Origin of the sequence: Microcystis sp. M44BS1, from assembly GCF_020244875.1 — a bacterium.
GTDB classification, from domain to species: domain Bacteria; phylum Cyanobacteriota; class Cyanobacteriia; order Cyanobacteriales; family Microcystaceae; genus Microcystis; species Microcystis panniformis.
In genome coordinates this window covers 1-17,475 of record NZ_JADBVM010000198.1, presented here as the reverse complement: position 1 = coordinate 17,475, position 17,475 = coordinate 1, and the positions used below count along the sequence as shown (strand labels likewise).

General features: G+C 46.0%; 16 protein-coding genes. 9 read left to right on the top strand and 7 right to left on the bottom strand.

Annotated features, from left to right (window positions below):
• Positions 1-234 (bottom strand): helix-turn-helix domain-containing protein (locus IM515_RS15810; protein WP_287630118.1); only part of this gene is annotated, 234 nt, incomplete at its 3' end.
• Positions 235-446: 212 nt separating this feature from the next.
• Here IM515_RS15810 and IM515_RS15805 point away from each other — a divergent pair.
• The 5 genes from IM515_RS15805 to IM515_RS15785 all read left to right on the top strand — a co-directional run bounded on the left by IM515_RS15805 (position 447) and on the right by IM515_RS15785 (position 7,766).
• Positions 447-2,636 (top strand): coiled-coil domain-containing protein, encoded by a 2,190-nt coding sequence (locus IM515_RS15805; protein ID WP_287630117.1) that lies wholly within the window; start codon positions 447-449, stop codon positions 2,634-2,636.
• A 158-nt stretch (positions 2,637-2,794) separates the two neighbouring features.
• The gene (locus IM515_RS15800) at positions 2,795-4,030 is read left to right on the top strand and encodes an RNA-guided endonuclease InsQ/TnpB family protein (protein ID WP_287630116.1); all 1,236 of its coding nucleotides are present in this window, start codon (positions 2,795-2,797) and stop codon (positions 4,028-4,030) included.
• A 61-nt stretch (positions 4,031-4,091) separates the two neighbouring features.
• Entirely contained in the window at positions 4,092-5,774 is a 1,683-nt protein-coding gene (locus tag IM515_RS15795) for an alpha/beta hydrolase (protein WP_287630119.1), read from the top strand.
• A gap of 678 nt (positions 5,775-6,452) precedes the next feature.
• Positions 6,453-7,004 (top strand): DUF2854 domain-containing protein, encoded by a 552-nt coding sequence (locus IM515_RS15790; protein ID WP_004162761.1) that lies wholly within the window; start codon positions 6,453-6,455, stop codon positions 7,002-7,004.
• Complete coding sequence (locus tag IM515_RS15785) at positions 7,005-7,766, top strand: sulfite exporter TauE/SafE family protein (RefSeq protein WP_287630657.1); 762 nt, start codon at positions 7,005-7,007, stop codon at positions 7,764-7,766.
• A 273-nt stretch (positions 7,767-8,039) separates the two neighbouring features.
• Here IM515_RS15785 and IM515_RS15780 read toward each other — a convergent pair whose 3' ends face one another.
• A complete protein-coding gene (locus IM515_RS15780) occupies positions 8,040-8,708 on the bottom strand; it encodes a hypothetical protein (RefSeq protein ID WP_287630656.1) in 669 nt (222 codons plus the stop codon).
• Between the two features lie 163 nt (positions 8,709-8,871).
• Here IM515_RS15780 and IM515_RS15775 point away from each other — a divergent pair, with 163 nt between their 5' ends.
• Together IM515_RS15775 and IM515_RS15770 are read left to right on the top strand one after the other, a co-directional pair.
• Positions 8,872-9,573: a DUF3120 domain-containing protein gene (locus IM515_RS15775; RefSeq protein WP_287630655.1), complete on the top strand. Its 702-nt coding sequence runs from the start codon at positions 8,872-8,874 to the stop codon at positions 9,571-9,573.
• Positions 9,574-9,688: 115 nt separating this feature from the next.
• A complete protein-coding gene (locus IM515_RS15770) occupies positions 9,689-10,708 on the top strand; it encodes an adenylate/guanylate cyclase domain-containing protein (RefSeq protein ID WP_419894502.1) in 1,020 nt (339 codons plus the stop codon).
• Positions 10,709-10,853: 145 nt separating this feature from the next.
• Here IM515_RS15770 and IM515_RS15765 read toward each other — a convergent pair whose 3' ends face one another.
• The 5 genes from IM515_RS15765 to rplJ all read right to left on the bottom strand — a co-directional run bounded on the left by IM515_RS15765 (position 10,854) and on the right by rplJ (position 13,907).
• Positions 10,854-11,846, bottom strand: coding sequence for a 30S ribosomal protein S1 (locus tag IM515_RS15765; RefSeq protein ID WP_002757124.1), 993 nt, complete (start codon positions 11,844-11,846; stop codon positions 10,854-10,856).
• Positions 11,847-12,078: 232 nt separating this feature from the next.
• Positions 12,079-12,594: a transcriptional regulator NrdR gene (gene nrdR, locus IM515_RS15760; RefSeq protein WP_287630654.1), complete on the bottom strand. Its 516-nt coding sequence runs from the start codon at positions 12,592-12,594 to the stop codon at positions 12,079-12,081.
• A gap of 127 nt (positions 12,595-12,721) precedes the next feature.
• Positions 12,722-12,817, bottom strand: coding sequence for a photosystem II reaction center protein T (locus IM515_RS15755; protein WP_012267019.1), 96 nt, complete (start codon positions 12,815-12,817; stop codon positions 12,722-12,724).
• Positions 12,818-12,921: 104 nt separating this feature from the next.
• Complete coding sequence (gene rplL / locus IM515_RS15750) at positions 12,922-13,314, bottom strand: 50S ribosomal protein L7/L12 (RefSeq protein WP_002736522.1); 393 nt, start codon at positions 13,312-13,314, stop codon at positions 12,922-12,924.
• Between the two features lie 44 nt (positions 13,315-13,358).
• The gene (rplJ, locus tag IM515_RS15745; protein ID WP_002737633.1) at positions 13,359-13,907 is read right to left on the bottom strand and encodes a 50S ribosomal protein L10; all 549 of its coding nucleotides are present in this window, start codon (positions 13,905-13,907) and stop codon (positions 13,359-13,361) included.
• A gap of 1,077 nt (positions 13,908-14,984) precedes the next feature.
• Between rplJ and IM515_RS15740 the strand changes: the two genes are divergently transcribed.
• Together IM515_RS15740 and IM515_RS15735 are read left to right on the top strand one after the other, a co-directional pair.
• Positions 14,985-15,446, top strand: coding sequence for a hypothetical protein (locus tag IM515_RS15740; RefSeq protein WP_193959550.1), 462 nt, complete (start codon positions 14,985-14,987; stop codon positions 15,444-15,446).
• 208 nt (positions 15,447-15,654) lie between these two features.
• Entirely contained in the window at positions 15,655-17,358 is a 1,704-nt protein-coding gene (locus tag IM515_RS15735) for an SLC26/SulP family anion transporter (protein ID WP_002767745.1), read from the top strand.
• Positions 17,359-17,475 lie beyond the last annotated feature (117 nt).

The window sequence follows — 17,475 nt, the reverse complement described above, 5'->3', positions numbered from 1 at the left end:
TTGTAAAGGTACACAGCTAACTTCGTTTAAAAACTCTAATTCTTCTTGTTTTTTCCAATCGGTTAGCATTGAAGAAGTTTCAGTATATCCTACTCTTTCTTGTCTTTCGTACCATGCTTGTGTTCTGAGATGGAGAGCTTTATTGTAAACTAATCTTACACAGCCCAAAGTGCGCCGCAATAGCGACTCTTGTTCGGGTGTGGGGTAAAATCGGTAAGAATAGGCTTTTTCCATGTCTCACATTTTAGCATATATTTCGTAAATGTGATAATATTTAACAGTAAAGCCGTCGTAGAACGACGGGGTTTCAGACCCAAAATTTTCGATGAACCCTATCAAGTCAATCTTTTTATCGGTGGTGTCAACCATTTCGGCAAGACCTACACGGTAACCGTTGTCGGCTGCTACCGCTAGAGCGTTTTTTTAATAGTGAGGAGTGAAAAATTATGGGATTCTCGCCCTGCCGCCTGCTGATCTGGACTTTGCTCGGTTTATCGTTTCCCGTCCCCAGTGTTCTTGCCGAAGCGATAGATGACGGGAAAGCGATCGCTCCCCTGACCGTTGCCCCTTCCTTCTGTGAGGGTTTTACCCCCTTGACCAATAGGGTCGCCCCCTTGGTATTCGAGGGGGAAACCCGAACCGAGGAATTACCCGACAGTGCCTGTGCCAAGGATCTGGCGGGAGTAGGAGCGCCCGTTTTGCCAGCCTCTCCCCCCACAGAACCCACCCCGGCTGCGACCCCGAACGCACCGGAAAATCCCGCTCCCCAAGGCCAAGAGGATCGAGGTTGGCAGATTAAATTTCAGCCCTACGCGACCATTCCGATCAATACCTACGGAACCGCAACGGCCCGGGGACGTACCGTCAACTATCATCTCGATCTCGGGGAAGTATTACAATCGCTCCGGGTGACGGGTAGCGCGCGCGTGGAAGCCTGGAACGGTCGTTTCGGTTTGATTTTCGACGGTTATTACGCCAGCTTGAGAAACGTGATCAACCTCCAGAAGACAAGGGTTCGAGAGCCGAATTTTATCAACTCCTTGAATTGGTTGCTGAGTCAGGATGCCAACCAGAGAATTCAAAAAGCGATCAATGGACTCGAAGGCATCTCCCAGTCGGTCGATCGGATACAAGGATTAAAAGAAGAGGGGAGCTTTCAAGAGGCAGGAGACAAAATTCGAGCCTTACGACAGGATATAGCCATAAAAACCGAACAATTAAGCCAATTACCATCGGCAGCCCAAGAATTGCGCGATCAGATACGGCAAGAAGTCGCCCTTCGGGAGGAACAATTACAGGAACTGGAAACGGCGATCGATAACGCTCGGCAACGTTTCCAGCAAGAGATCGTTCCGAAAATCGAGCAGGCGCAGGAACTAAAGACGACCCTCGCAGAAATTCGACAGGAGGTGCGGCAAGAGGTCGAGCGAAAAGCCGAGCGCCTAAACGAATTTAAACAGGCTCTTGACAGCCTTCAAGGACAATTGGCCGAACGCCAGAATACTTTACAAGAAATGGTCGTAAAAATTCAGACTCTCCCCGAGGTGGATATAGGTGAGATTCGGGATAATATCGATATTCGAGATCTCCGGGATTTAGAGAAGAAAATAGCAGAATTACCCCGCGATCCTGCCTTTAGCGATCGGCTAGGAAATTTGAAGGATTTTCAAGAAAAGCTCTCGCAAATACAGGAAGCTCTGGCTAGAGGGCAGGAAAAAATTCAAGAATTGCGGGGGTTAAAAGATAGCGAACCCCTGCAACAACTGCAAGCGAAGATTCAAGAGTTACGGGAGCTAAAAGATAGGGAACCCCTGCAACAACTGCAAGGGAAGATTGAGGAGTTGCGGCAGACTAAAGATAGCGAAATCCTCCAACAACTGCAAGGGAAAGTTCAGGAGCTACAGCAGTTAAAAGATAGCGAACCCCTGCAACAACTGCAAGCGAAACTCCAAGAGTTACGGGAGTTAAAAGATAGCGAACCCCTGCAACGACTCGAACAAGAAATTCAGAACGCCCGAGAATCGCTCGAACAACTAGAACAAACAATGCAACAGGTACAAGAATTCGCCGACAATCGCCAATTACAGCAACTCGAAGCGGATTCGGAAACAAACCTACAATTCGATCAGGGCATCTACGATTTCGCCGTCAGTTACCACATCGGCACTCCGATCAGCCACGAACTGCCCGAAAAACCCTCTAATCGCTCTTTTCCCTTAATTTGGTTCCAGCCCTATGCGGGCCTTCGTCTCAATAGTATCAGCATCGATATCGAGCAAACGCTTACCGTACAGCTATCCAGTCCCCTCGTCAACTTCAGCCAAACCTTCCAACAAACCTTCAGTCAGGGGAGAACTTGGTTTGAACCGCTCCTCGGCGGGAAATTTGGGGTACAGGTGTCTGATCCGATCACTTTATGGATTCGGGGAGACGCTTCCGGTTTCGGGCTGGCCGGCGATACAGATCTAAGCTGGAACCTCCTCTTCGGAGTCGATTGGTGGGTGAATCGCCAAATTTCCCTGCAATTCGCCTATCGTTTCTACGGGATCGAGTATAAAAACGGTAGTGGCGATAACGCATTCGGTTTTACGGAAAACTTTAACGGACCCTTTCTCGCCGCCACTTTTCACTTTTAACTTAGTGTCAGCATTCGTCCCTCGCGCTTAGTGCGATGGGACGGGGCTTTTCAAGGGGCGAAGTAATTCGCCCCAGGGTTCCCCTCAAGAATGCTGACCAACATATAGACAATTCCCCAAAACTATGTTATCATAGTTATAGTTTCTTGATAACTCTTATGGACAAAGCGTACAAATTCAGACTTAAGCCTAATACCGAGCAAGAAATAGCCTTAGCTAAAAGCTTTGGCTGTTGTCGTTGGTTTTGGAATTATTCCCTGAATTTATGCCAAGAAACCTATAAAACCACGGGAAAAGGACTGACACGAAACTATATTCAAGGACTATTGCCCAGTCTCAAAAAAGAATATGAGTGGTTGACAGATGCTTATTCCCAGTGCTTACAGGTTGTTGCTTTGAACTTATCGCAAGCTTATCAAAATTTCTTTGAGAAACGAGCTAGATTACCAAGATTCAAATCTAAACATGGTAAACAATCAATTAGCTATCCAGCTAAGGTCAAATTTGAAGGTGACTACCTCAAATTACCGGGTAAAGTTGGCTTAGTTTATTGTGTTCGTCATCGGGAATTTGCAGGAACAATTAAAACCGTTACTATCTCAAAAAACCCAGACGGTAAATACTACGCTTCTATTTTAGTTGATGATGGACAATCTCCCCTGCCCCCCTTGATAAGGGGGGTGCCGAAGGCGGGGGGATCTACCCTTAATCAGGGTGGTGACGAAGACGGGGGGATAGATGGAAAAGCCATAGGAATTGATTTAGGACTTAATCATTTTGCTATTACCAGCAATGGTAGTAAATATGATAATCCTAAACATTTTGCTAAACATCAACGCAATCTAAAAAGGAAACAACAAAAGCTATCGCGTAAAAAGGAGGGAAGTAACAACCGTGAAAAAGCTAGACGTAAAGTAGCTAAAGTTCACTCTAAAATCTCAAGATGTCGTGAGGATTTTCTCCACAAGCTATCCCGTAAGATAGTTAACGAAAACCAAGTTATTGCTGTAGAAAACCTCAATGTTAAAGCCATGGTACGCAATCATAATTTAGCTAAGGCTATTAGTGATTGTAGTTGGGGAATGTTTTGTACAATGCTTAAATACAAGGCAGAATGGCAAGGAAAAACCTATATCGAAGTTGATAGGTTTTTCCCTAGTTCTAAGACTTGTCATGTCTGTCTAAATCAAGTGGGTAGTTTATCCCTTGATATGAGAATATGGACTTGTGAACATTGTCAGACAACTTATGACCGGGACATAAATGCGGCAATAAATATTCGAGATGAAAGCTTACGGATATTGTCGTTAGGAACTAGCGATACTGCCTATAGAGGGGATGTCAGACCAAAAGCTGGGCGTAAGTCTGTCTTGAGGCAATCCCCTGTGAAATAGGAAGCTCTCAACGACCTTGAGAGTAGTTCACTTATTGTCATTTACCCTAGCCAAAAACCGCATGATTAGCCATAGTTTACCAGGTCGTTTTCCCAGAAATAATCCCACCCGTCGGCTGCGAGCTTTTCTCCTAGGTCTTTTCGCCGCGGGTATGACCGCTTTACCCCTAAAAGCCGCCGAAGAAATTGAATTTGTCTATACTCCCCTCGTCTTTTCCGTATCGGTAGCATCCCTAGAAACCTTTGCTAAAGAAGGCAAAATCGACGCTAATTTAAAAAGATTTCTGGCCAGAGCAACTCCCGAAGCAAGAGAGCAGTTTCGTGAAGCTTTATTAACAAAGATTGACATCGATCCTATTTTACTATCTCGTTTTTTTAATAGTGTGATGGGTGCTGATATGCTCTATCGTTTGGGCAAAGGCATCACCATTGAAGGGGGAATTAATGGTAAATATGCCCTGCGGGGTGCGATTGTTAGTGCCGCTTTTGAGCCGGGGGGATTAACCCTTTTAAACATCCTGAAAAAATTACCCAATAATATCCAGTTACAGGGGGAAGAAATCCTGGGATTAGCTAAAGCCCTTGATTATGCCGTTTATGTGGCGGAAATATTTATTAAAGATATGCGCCTCTGGACAGCCGAGGAAGCGGCTGCCGTTAAACCAGCGATTAATTATGCCAGTTTACCCGATTTGCGTCAGCGCGGTAGCTTTCAGGTAAAAAAAGAAGTTTGGAACCTAACCGATAGCAGTCGCAATCGCAGTTTATATGTAGATGTTTATATCCCGCAAACTTTCCGAGACGGTAAAACACCTGTAATTATTTTTTCCCACGGATTAGCCTCGCGACCAGAAGATTATGCCCAAGCAATTGAACATCTAGCTTCCTACGGATTTTTAGTAGCAGCACCGCAACACCCCGGCAGTGATATTAAATACCTGCAAGGAATGTTAGCTGGGTATTATCGCAATATTTTTGATCGAGATGAGTTTATTAACCGACCCAAAGATATTAGCTTTGTCATCGATGAATTAGCAAGACGTAATGCTAGTCAATTTCAAGGTAAACTTAACCTCACTAATGTGGGAGTAGCTGGTCATTCCTTCGGAGGTTATACTGCCATTGCTGTGGCCGGTGCTTCCATCGATTTTGATAATCTTGCTAAAGATTGTAACCGTCCTTATTCCGGGATTAATATCGCAATTTTACTGGAATGTCGCGCCCTAGAATTGCCTAGACAGGTCTATAATTTTCGCGATGAACGAGTCACGGCCGTCTTTGCAGCTAATCCCGTTAACCGCAGTATTTTTGGGGAAAAAGGTTTAAGTAAAATCTCGATTCCTGTCCTCCTGGGTTCTGGAAGTTATGACCCGGCAGCTAATCCGATTTTTGAACAGGCCATTCCTTTTACTTGGTTAAAAACGCCAGATAAATATCTGGCCATGGTCGAGGGACAAGCTCATGTAAATTTTACGGAATTGGATGCAGGAATGCAGAAAACCCTGGAATCTGTGGTCGATATCACTTTGCCTAATCAAAATTTAATCGAGGATTATACGGGGGCTTTATTGGTGGCTTTTTTTGAAGTTTATATTGCTGATAATGAAAAGTTTCGTCCTTTTCTTCTGTCTAGTTATGCAGAATATCTCAGTCAGGGACAAAAGTTTAAATTAGACTTTATTACTGCCGCTTCTGACGAGAAATTATCTCAATTAATTGAAAAATTGCGAGTACATAGGCAATAGTAAAACGTAGGGTGCGTTAGACGGCAAAAATTCCTGTTTTGACTTGAAGGTAACAATCCGTCCTAACGCACCACCTATCATCAACTAAGTAAAACGTAGGGTGCGTTAGACGGCAAAAATTCCTGTTGCGACTTGAAGGTAACAATCCGTCCTAACGCACCACCTATCATCAACTATGTAAAACGTAGGGTGCGTTAGACGGCAAAAATTCCTGTTGCGACTTGAAGGTAACAATCCGTCCTAACGCACCACCTATCATCAACTAAGTAAAACGTAGGGTGCGTTAGACGGCAAAAATTCCTGTTTTGACTTGAAGGTAACAATCCGTCCTAACGCACCACCTATCATCAACTATGTAAAACGTAGGGTGCGTTAGACGGCAAAAATTCCTGTTTTGACTTGAAGGTAACAATCCGTCCTAACGGACCACCTATCATCAACTAAGTAGCTGGTTACAATTAAAGATAAAATACAAAAAACCAGAAGCCTGTCCCACTATCTAACAGTTAATTGAGATTACTTACTTATTAAGTGTCAAGTTCGTTGTTTTCTTTTCACTGATGACTGATGACTGATGACTGATAACGGAAAAATCTCCCCACTGCCCCCCTGCAAAAAAGATTCTCTTGAGTTGTATAATCTCTAAAGGATTAGCGTACTCAAGAAAAAAATTATTTCATGCTCAGAAAAATTAGACTATCATACTTTGGCTTAATTTTAGGCAGTATTTTAACGGTTATCGGGATCATCGGTTATGCCCAAGGTAACGCCACGGTAAATTTAGCGGGGTTTTTCTACGGATTACCGTTATTATTGGGAGGTTTAGCCCTAAAAGCTTCAGAAATCAAACCTATACCCTTCAGTCAACCCACTAGCCCCGAAATATTGCAATTGCGCCAACAACAGGCCACTGTCACCCAAACCAAACTTCGCAACGATGTCACCCGCTATCGCTACGGACAGGAAGTGCATCTGGATGAAGCCCTAGAAAAGCTGGGATTAAGCCCCACGGACGAGGAAAGACCGACTTTAGTGGCAATTCGTGAAACTGCTGTTGATTCCGCCTATTGTCTCACCCTAGAATTTGAATCGCCCCTTTTACCCCTAGAAAAGTGGCTGGCAAAACAGGAAAAAATCGAAAGATACTTTGGCCCAGGAATTAGAGCCGAAATTAAGCAAGTTGATGAGGAAAAAATTGATTTAGCCCTAATTACTATTCCTAACGCCTAAATGCTCACGCCTATTCAGTATGGCTTCTTGGCAATTGCTGCGGTGGCTGCCGGCTTAATTAATGCTCTTGCCGGTGGCGGTAGTCTGATTACTTTTCCGACGCTGATGGCGGTGGGTATCCCACCGGTAATGGCAAATGTGACTAATACCGTCGCTTTATGCCCCGGTTATCTGGGGGCAACTCTCGCCCAAAAAAAAGACCTGCACGGGCAACAAAAACGGATTAGGTTATTACTACCATCGGCAGTTATTGGCGGCATTATCGGTGGTATTTTGCTGTTAAATACTAGTGATAAAGTATTTGAGCGCCTGATTCCTTTTCTGATTCTTTTAGCGGCGGCTTTATTGGCTTTTCAAGATACTTTACGCTCTTGGTTGCAGCGGCGACAGGGGGACGAAAATGGTCATATCCCAGAAATTTTGGCGGTTTTACCCATCGCTCTCGCTTCAATTTATGGTGGTTATTTTGGGGCGGGTTTAGGGGTGATTGAGTTGGCAATTTTGGGCTTATTTATCAAGGATAATCTCACGAGATTAAATGCTTTAAAACAGTTGCTTTCTTTGGTGGTTAATGTAGCGGCATCTTGGTTTTTTCTCTTTTCTAATCAGGTAGATTGGTCGGCGGCGATAGTGGTAGCAATTGGCTCTTTAATTGGGGGTTTATTGGGGGGAAAACTAGCCAGAATTATCTCTCCTAGTTATCTGCGCTGGACTGTGGTAATTCTGAGTATTATTATCGCTACAGTTTATTGGCTTCGTTAACAAAATGTTTGTCAATAAGGTGTTTTATTGATGGAGATTGATATATTTTTTCCTAGTTCTCAAACCTGTTCTATAGCGTTTCCCAATCTCATGAGGTACACCAAAATCTTAACTCCTGACTCCTCAAAACCTAAGACTCTGTACCTCACAACTATAGAAATTGCTATAATTGTCTCTATCATACCAAATCCGTAAGGTGGGCGTAAGTCTATCTTCAGGCATTCCCCCGTGAGTTCAGAAGCCCCGACAATCTCGCCCAGCGGGTAGTTCACCCTAAAAAGATTGTCCCACTTCTAAGACTTTCGTTTGTCCGTTGCGAGACAAAATAACCTGTTGACTACCAACTTCCACTAAAGTCCAACCGTTGATAAATTCCCCCGGAGAAATACGCGTCGTTATCCCCTTATTATCAAATAAAGCTGAAGATCGATCGCCTAAATCCATCACCCCCACCAGGGTATTTTTCACCTGATTATTAGTGGGAATAACCGCTGCCAACGGCCGATTCACTTGGGGGGCAGCCGGTAATGGTGGCGCGGAAATGTCGGGATTTGGGGGTGTAACCGGGGCAATTTTGGCAGTGGTTTTAGGGGGTTGGGGATAAACGGGAACGTAAATTCTTTCTATTACCCTAGGACTATTATTAACCGGTAAATTAGCGGGTGGTGGTGGTGGAACCGTGGCTACCGGAGAAGGGTTATTTTTAGGAGAAGGATCAGGATCGGGGGATGAAGTTGCACCTTGGCGATCGATAATAGTCAGAGATGATTGCAGATAGGCGATAAACTTTTGATCTTCTGGGGAAATCGTGCCATTTTGAGAGACAGGGGCATTTTTTTGACTGATTAGCCATGCCACCACCCAACCTAGATAGACGCAAGCAATGACAAAAATAACTTTATCTAGGGGCATTCTCGGATTTTCTTCATCGCCCGCTGCCATATTTTTTGCACTCCTCGATCGCTGCTGTCGTTTCGATTCTAACAGGATAGGGCATTGCCAAAAACAATTTTTTAATTTCCCCAAATCCCCCTAGGGGGGATATAGTAGAGAGAGAATGATGTATCTTAATATAAGTAAAGTTTTGTAACAATTCTGAAATCCTTTGCTCAACTCTACCCTAGTCCCCAGCAATCCCAATCGCCTGAAACCCCTAGTCCCTAACTGGGAAAAATGTCAATCCGTCTTTTGGACAGCAGCATTTCTGGTATCAGTCCCCGTGTTCATACAAGCACCCCTAGTGCGCTACTATCCCGAAATTAGTCTAGGTTTAACCGTTTTCTGGGTGGGGTTAGGGATTTGGCTGCTCAAACAACCAAAAACCAGTCTTTGGGGGGATTTACTTTTGGGCTTTAGTTGGAGTTGGTTAGCAGGCTCTCTGTACTGGGGTTGGTGGCGTTGGGAACCGTTGATCCATATTCCCATGGAAGCGATCGGGCTGCCCTTTGTTCTCTGGGGATTATGCAAAGGTCGCGGCAAAGTGGGCAATCTTTTCTATCTGGGTTCTTTGTTAGGAACAGCCATCACCGACTTATATTTCTATCTAACGGGACTAATTCCCTACTGGCGACAATTAATGACCGTGGAACTAGACCCCAACCTAGTATCGCCGATATTTCATAACGCTTTGGCCCAAATTCAGACCCCCTGGGGCATCAGTTGGGCGATCGTACTGCTCAACCTGCTCCTAGCGATCGGTATCTATCCTTTGCAAAAACGAGTGTGTCATTGGTGGGCATTTAGCGGAGCCGTATTGAGTACAATTTTAGTCGATGGTTTATTTTGGATTACCGCTTCTCTGGCCTAAGGGTTTTCCTAGCTAATTCCCGTTTCCACCTATTCACTTAGATAGATGAAAATGTGCGGAATCTCGCGATATAATGTGTAGTTACCTCCATCTATACATTGCCGCTTATGTAACCGTGGATATACTAGGACAAAATCCTTATTTACTACTCCATACCGAGAAGGGACAGCGTTTTTTCCCTCTCGTGGGGAGACCTTACTGGACAATCGGACGGAGCAAAGATAACGCTATCGTGATTAAAGACCAGTGTATCTCTCGCAATCACGCTATTTTACAATCCACAGAAACAGGAGATTTTTATCTGATCGATCTCGGTAGTCGCAATGGAACTTTTGTCAATGGCAGAAGGGTAGCTATTCCCGGTACTATCCATGACAAAGATCGGATCACCTTTGGCAAAACCGAAGTGCAGTTCTATCGTCCTACTCCCACTAATATAGGCAAGCAACCGCACAATTTAGAATGGGATACCCTCACCTCCACCGTCCATGAACGTCGCTTAACATCGGTGATGGTGGTAGATATACGAAATTTTACGGCTTTAACCCAGCAATTAGACGAAAAAGTGCTTTCTTCTCTGATTGGCAATTGGTTTCGCCATGCCGGGAGTATTATCCGCAGTTCCGGCAGTTGGGTAGATAAATATATTGGTGATGCGATCATGGCCATCTGGTTTCACGGCCAACAGGAAGTCAATCAAGACGATATCTTGCAAATTTTCCAAGCAATTACGCAAATATACAAGATGACCCGCGCCTTAAGCGAAGAATATCCCTTACCCTTTAAATTACGCATCGGTGCGGGAGTGAATACCGGTTATGCCATGGTCGGCAATACTGGCAGCGGTGAACATCCAGATTATACGGCGATCGGTGATACGGTCAACGCCGCTTTTCGTTTAGAGTCGGCCACTAAAGAAATAGGTAGGGATTTAGCCATCGGAGCCACTACCTACAGTCATCTCATCGGTTTACCCTATCTCCACCAAGCTTTTGAGCAAAATACCGTCAGTCTGAAAGGATACGACGATAGCACCATTACCTACGGAACCACTTTTGATGATTTGGATCGTTTCCTCGATGCCAATATTAGTGAGGAGATAACTGGAATTACAGGATTTATCGGCAGTGTCTGAAGATTGAAATTAAACGACATTTCAGTGATCAGTAAACAGTAATCAGTAATCAGTGAAAAGACAGTAGGAAACTTCTATTTAATACTGTACACTTAAAACTCAAATCTGATGACTGATAACTGATAACTGATAACTGATAACTGACCTACTCCTCGGCAGCGGCGAGAACTAAATCTTCCTCTTCCAGGGCGGGAGGAACTTCGATTTCTGCGACTACTTCCGAGACAGTCCGGCCTTCCGCTTCCGCTAGACGTTTTTCTCGGTATTTAATCGCCATTTCTTCCGCTTTTTCAAACACTAACGGGCGATTTTTGAGCATATCTCCCGGTTCTGGTTCTAATTGTTTAGTTGAGAGGGAAATGCGACCTCTTTCGGCATCGAGATCGATAATCATCACTTTCAACTCATCATTGACATTAAAAACCGTGTGGGGGGTGTCAATGTGATCGTGAGAGATTTCGGAAATATGCAGTAAACCACTGACTCCACCAATATCGATGAAAGCACCGTAGGGCTTGATTCCGCGCACGGAACCGATTACCACCTGTCCCACGGCTAAACCGTTCATCTTGCGTTCCACTAAAGCGCGACGATGACTTAAAACCAGACGGTTGCGATCCTCATCCACTTCTAAAAACTTTAAGGGCAATTCCTGACCGACTAAATCCTCTTTCGCTTCTCTGGTGCTAATGTGAGAACCGGGGATAAAGCCACGGAGACCTTCAATTCTGACTAATGCTCCACCACGGTTAGTGGCGAAAACATTCGAGCGCACGGTAGCATCTTCTTTTTGCAATTGACGCACCCGTTCCCAAGCGCGCATATATTCAATGCGACGGATCGACAGGGTTAGCTGTCCATCTTCATTCTCGTCGGTAAGAATGAAAAATTCCCTGGTTTCGTTGGGTTGTAAAACTTCTTCGGGATTATCGACGCGGTTGATCGACATCTCCTGCACGGGGATAAAAGCGGCGGTTTTAGCACCGATATCGATGAGCGCTCCCCGGGGTTCCATACTGAAAACAGTCCCGGCGACAACATCTCCCGGACTGAAATGATAATCGTATTTGTCTAGAAGGGCGGCAAAATCTTCATGGGTAAAGCCTATGTTTTTGTTTGCGGTTTTTTGGGTGGTCATGTACGTTGTTTGGGCCTCGGAATTTCCGTAGGTTTTTCCTCCTATGTGATGTACAGTTTCTAAATCAAGGAGATGCCTCCTAATTTAGTTTCTAGGTAGGGCCTAGGGGATGAACTGTCGCATCCGGCTTTCTTGCAGGCAATCCGCCTTAAGAATGACTTTTAAGAATCTAACCAGAGCTTGGGCTTTAAATAGCACAAGGGATCCTCATTATAACTGAATCGGGAACTATTTAAGACGAGGTGATCACGCTGGCTTCTCCCACTGGAGACCAAGAAGGATAGGCGCGTTCGATTTCGGAGGATTGCAGCAGAGCTAAAGCGGCGATAAAGTCTCTAATTCCCTGAAAATTGCCGTAAACCGAAGCAAAGCGCACATAGGCCACTTCCGATTCTTGCCGGAGGTATTCCAGGACTAATTGACCGATCTCCTGACTTGTTACTTCCCGTTTTGAGTCTTGCTGCAAACGGGATTCGATATCATTGACGATCGCCTCTAATCTTGAGTGAGGAATGCCGGTTTTTTCGCAAGCGCGGACGATCCCCCGCAGCAGTTTGCAGCGATCAAAAGACTCCCGTTTCCCATCTTTTTTAATCACCGTGATCGGCACGAATTCGATGCGCTCGTAGGTGGTGAAGCGATATTTACACTGTAAGCATTCACGACGACGACGAATGCTCTGACCGTTTTCGGAGGAACGGGACTCTAAAACGCGACTATCGGTATGCTGACAATTAGGACACTGCATAGGAGGCGCTCGGCGAGGGGAACCTTTAATTTAAGCCTTTAAATACGAAAACCAGAGCCGCTAACCTGCTTTTGACAAGCGGGCGGCTCAGGGAAGAAAATTATTAAGTTAAACGGAGTGAAGAAATTTACTTTTGAATCCGGGGAGGTTCCCGGAAGGCGATGGCGAAGAAAATTACCGACAAAGCCATAGTTAAAACTAAAATGTAAGCGACGCTTTCCATGGTTGGACATCCTACAAGACTGCTATAACAATCCTATAGTATCAGGAAATGAGCTTTTCGGCTTGTCTGGGGATGTAATCTACATCCCCAGAATCAGTGGCAATCTATTTAACGCTAACTTTTGCCCCAGCATCTTCCAGTTTTTTCTTGATGGCGGCGGCATCATCTTTGTTAGTGCCTTCTTTAACCGCTTTGGGAGCGGCTTCTACTAGGTCTTTCGCTTCTTTGAGTCCTAAACCAGTCAATTCGCGTACTACCTTAAGGATAGCAATTTTCTTGTCGGCGGGAACTTCTTCGAGAACGACGTTAAATTCGGTTTGTTCTTCCACAGCTTCAGCAGCAGCCGCAGGAGCAGCCCCGGGAGCAGCCATAATTATGCCACCAGTTGGAGCGGCGGCGCTAACTCCAAAGGTTTCTTCGATACCTTTGACTAATTCCGCAGCTTCTAAGAGGGTAAGGGTTTTGAGTTTTTCTAAGATTTCAGCTACAGCAGACATGGGTTAGACTCCTAATTGTTTGTAAGTGATTGATTGGCGCGGTGTCAAGCCGCTTCTTTTTCTTCTTGACGGGCCACGGCATCGACGGCACGGGCCAAAGATGCGGGAACTTCGTTGATGCTGCGGGCCAGTTTGGTGGCAATGGCGTTGATTGCTCCAGCGGCCTGAGCGATTAACTGTTCTTTCGACGGTAAATCAGCGATCGCTTTGATCTGATCTTCTGTTAACAGTTGACCTTTGGTCCCTTCTTTGAGGACACCGCCGCGCAATTCGGTTTTTTTGCTTTCTTTTTTGAACTCTTGATAGGCCTTGAAAGCTCCACCGATATCCTCTTTTACGAGCAGAAAGGCGGATGTTCCCGATAAAAGGCTTTTCATCGGTTCCCAGCCACTATCTTCAGCGATCGCCAATCCCATCAAAGTATTTTTGGTGACTTTACAAATCGTTCCCGTGGGGCGCAATTTGCGGCGTAGATTGCTGATTTCGGCGACGGTTAAACCTTGATAGTCGATGACCATCGTTAATTGAGCTTCGCTAAGGGAGGTTTTTAATTCCTCTAGAATTACTCCCTTGCTTTCTCTGCTTCTCCCCATCCCTTGTTCACCTCCTGTATGCGGGGGACCTGTTCCAGAGGCGCAAAAATAACCCCTTGTAGCGCCGGGGTTGAGTGGAGAGAATCCAGTTCAGGCATGACCAAGACAGAAAATATCTCTCTTTAGTCTTTTTGGCTGCTGTTTTCTCGCTTTGACCTCGGCAGGGTATTTAAGCTGTTTCGCCCCTGCTGTCTTTGGCTTAAGCCAGTCCCCTATTATAACATTACTGCGGGATTTATGTCAAGCCCTGGGAAGGAGCGAGCGCGGCGATCGCATCTAAGACTAAATCCTGTTTTGAAAAGGTATCCGAGGTAAAACCGAGGGTTCCTTCAAACTGATATTTTAGGTAAATATTGAATCCTAGCTTTCTTGGGTATGTGAGCGGGGTTTGTGTTTGGTTCGGAGAGTAAAAACGAGGAGCAATTCCTTGAAAATCTCACGGGTTGACGCACAAAAATTAACCCCAGAAGAAACAGGAGAACTCGCTCCACTGCGAGCGATCATGACCAAGTCCCGCGCCAAGAATTAGAATTACTGGACTTACCCCATACAGAAATACTAAAAAATTAACAAAACCCTTACTGCCTGGGGCTTATCAGAAAAAGTTGACAAGCCACCACTGGGTACATTTTCCGCTTGAAAATGGCTGTACCGTTGACTGTATCTGGAGTAGAGCGATTCCGTAGAGTTGGCTGTATAGTGATCGCTAACCTGATGGTAACAGATAGTGTCATTAATCTCTAGAGTCAGCGATTCCCTCTGTAGCCATGTTTTTACTGGTTTTCTGCCTCGAAACACGCTATAATGGTCGAAGGGTCAAATTGGAAAATTTTTGCCTCAAACCCTGTCTGCGTAAGAACTTCAGGATTTTGTGTCCAATAGTCCATTGGTATTGTATTGCTTTAACTCAGGCTCTGTAAGACTTTTAGCCATAGCTAGTATGTTTATATGGGGGAAGTCCAGGAATTAGTGAGAACTTTGGTCACGGAAAAAGTCAAGGCGGGACAATTAAGGCTTAATTATCTTTAATCGTCCCCGAAGAGCCAATTTTAGAAAAACTCAACGGGAAGAACTATCATGTTGACAAAAACTTTCAGCCTTCTCTCGGTCGTTTTAATCCTCGGACTAACCTCGATCGGGGTTGTTGCCGCTACTAAAGATAAGGCTACCGAACTTCCGAAAAACTGTCAGTACCTCAAGGAAGTAGCCACTAATCAGACCCGGATCCGCAAACAGATCGATGCCATAGGAAAGAAGAACTTTAACACCGATTTCGCCGTTCCCTCGGGGGTGAAATTTGCCTCTTTTAAGGGAGTAATGGTTCCCGAAAACGATGGCAAATACGGAGTGACGATCAATCTCAAATATGCCGATAATTCAGTCAATAGCGCCTTCCAGAAAAATGTCGAAATGAAACGGGGCGAAACCTATTCTTTACCCTTCCAATCACCCACGGGTAGACAGCCCTATCAGATTAATTTTAATATTAACGGAGCGAATAATAACGCCTACACGATCGCGGTAATGGCCTGTAAATAGCGATCGCTCTTATTGATAACCCTCTGGAGAGGCGATCAAAAAGGCGATCACTGGCCGACAGGAAAGTTTTCCGTCAGGGCTAAAGGTCGAGGTAGCTTTTGAATGGAAAGTCCCGCAAAAAAGACATTCCCACTCACGGATATTTAAACGCTTTCTTGCCACCAATATTCCCACAACGCCGAACTTCGATGACAGGAGAAGAGTGAGGATGGCGACTCGATTAAATTTTTCTAGGGAGCGGTTTTCCCTACCCGGGTTAAAGCGTCTGCGCTCCTATCGCTCGGCTTGGTTGCAGGGAGATGTCATCGCGGGGATCACCGTGGCGGCCTATCTCGTTCCCCAATGTCTGGCCTACGCGGAACTGGCCAGAGTACAACCGATCGCCGGATTATGGGCGATCCTACCGCCGCTGCTCATCTATGCGCTGCTCGGTTCCTCGCCACAACTCTCCGTCGGGCCGGAATCGACGACGGCAGTAATGACCGCCGCCGCTATCATGCCGCTCGTCGCCGGGGATAGTAGCAACTACGCCAGTCTGTGTAGTCTATTGGCCTTACTCGTGGGGATCGTCTGTTGCTTGGGAGCCTTCGCCCAGTTGGGATTTCTCGCCGATCTCCTCTCCAAACCGATCCTCGTCGGCTACATGGCCGGGGTAGCGGTGATCATGATCGTCGGTCAGTTGGGAAAAATTAGCGGGATGTCACTAAAAGCCGAATCGCTTTTCGGACAGATCGGGGAATTTTCCGAACATTTATCCGAGATTCACCCACCAACTCTGATTCTCGCCGCCGGTGTTTTAATTTTTCTGCTATTGGTACAACGTCGCTTTCCCAATGCCCCCGGTCCTTTACTCGCGGTTCTACTGGCGACATCGGCAGTATATTTGTTCCAGCTGAACGAGCGCGGCATCGCCGTGATCGGGGAAATTCCCGCCGGTTTACCGAGTTTGAAAGTACCGAGGGGTTTTTCTCCCCAGCAGTTCGTCTATTTACTCTCCTCGGCCATCGGTATCGCCCTCGTCGGCTATTCCGATAACGTCTTGACCGCGCGCGCGTTCGGGGCGAAAAACGACTATCGCATCAATGGCAATCAGGAATTACTTGCGCTGGGAGCGGTGAATATTGGCAACGGGATAATGCAAGGCTTTCCCGTCAGCAGTAGCGGCAGTCGCACAGCGATCGGCGATTCTCTGGGCAGTCGATCGCAACTGTTTTCCCTCGTGGCTTTTTTGATCGTAATTTTGGTACTTTTGTTCTTACGCCCGCTGCTTTCCCAGTTTCCGAAAGCGGCCCTGGGGGCGATCGTGATTTACGCCGCGCTCCGTCTGATCGAGATATCGGAGTTCAAGCGTCTGCGTCGTTTCAAAACCAGTGAGTTCCGATTGGCACTCGTGACTATGTTCGGTGTCCTGGCCACCGATATCCTCGTCGGGGTAGGCGTTGCTGTGGGGTTATCGGTGGTCGATCTGTTCACGCGACTGATGCGACCACACGATGCGGTTTTGGGGGAAGTGCCGAATCTCGCCGGTCTGCACGATATCGAGGATTGGCAGGGTGCGACGACGATCCCCGGTTTGGTTCTCTACCGTTACGACGCGCCCCTCTGTTTCGCCAATGCGGAGAATTTTCGGAAACGGGCAATAGCGGCGATCGAAGCGGAGAAAGTTCCCGTCGAGTGGTTCGTTCTCAACGCCGAAGCGATTCTAGATATCGATATTACGGCAGTCGATATGTTGAAAGAATTACATCGAGAATTAATCGGCCGTGGTATTACTTTCGCCATGGCAAGAGTGAAGCAAGATTTATATCAGCAATTAAAAAAAGGAGACCTATCCGAGACGATCTCGACCGAACGTATTTATCCAACTCTAGAAAAAGCGATCGAAGCGTTTCATCGGAAATTTTGGGTCTGAAACCCCGCCGTTCTAGGTTGGCTTTACGTTAGAATTAAAAGGCCAGTCTCGAAAACCAAGTGGACGGCGCAGCACCTGGAAAACTCGGCTTAGGGGGTTCCGACCAGAAAAGCTTGG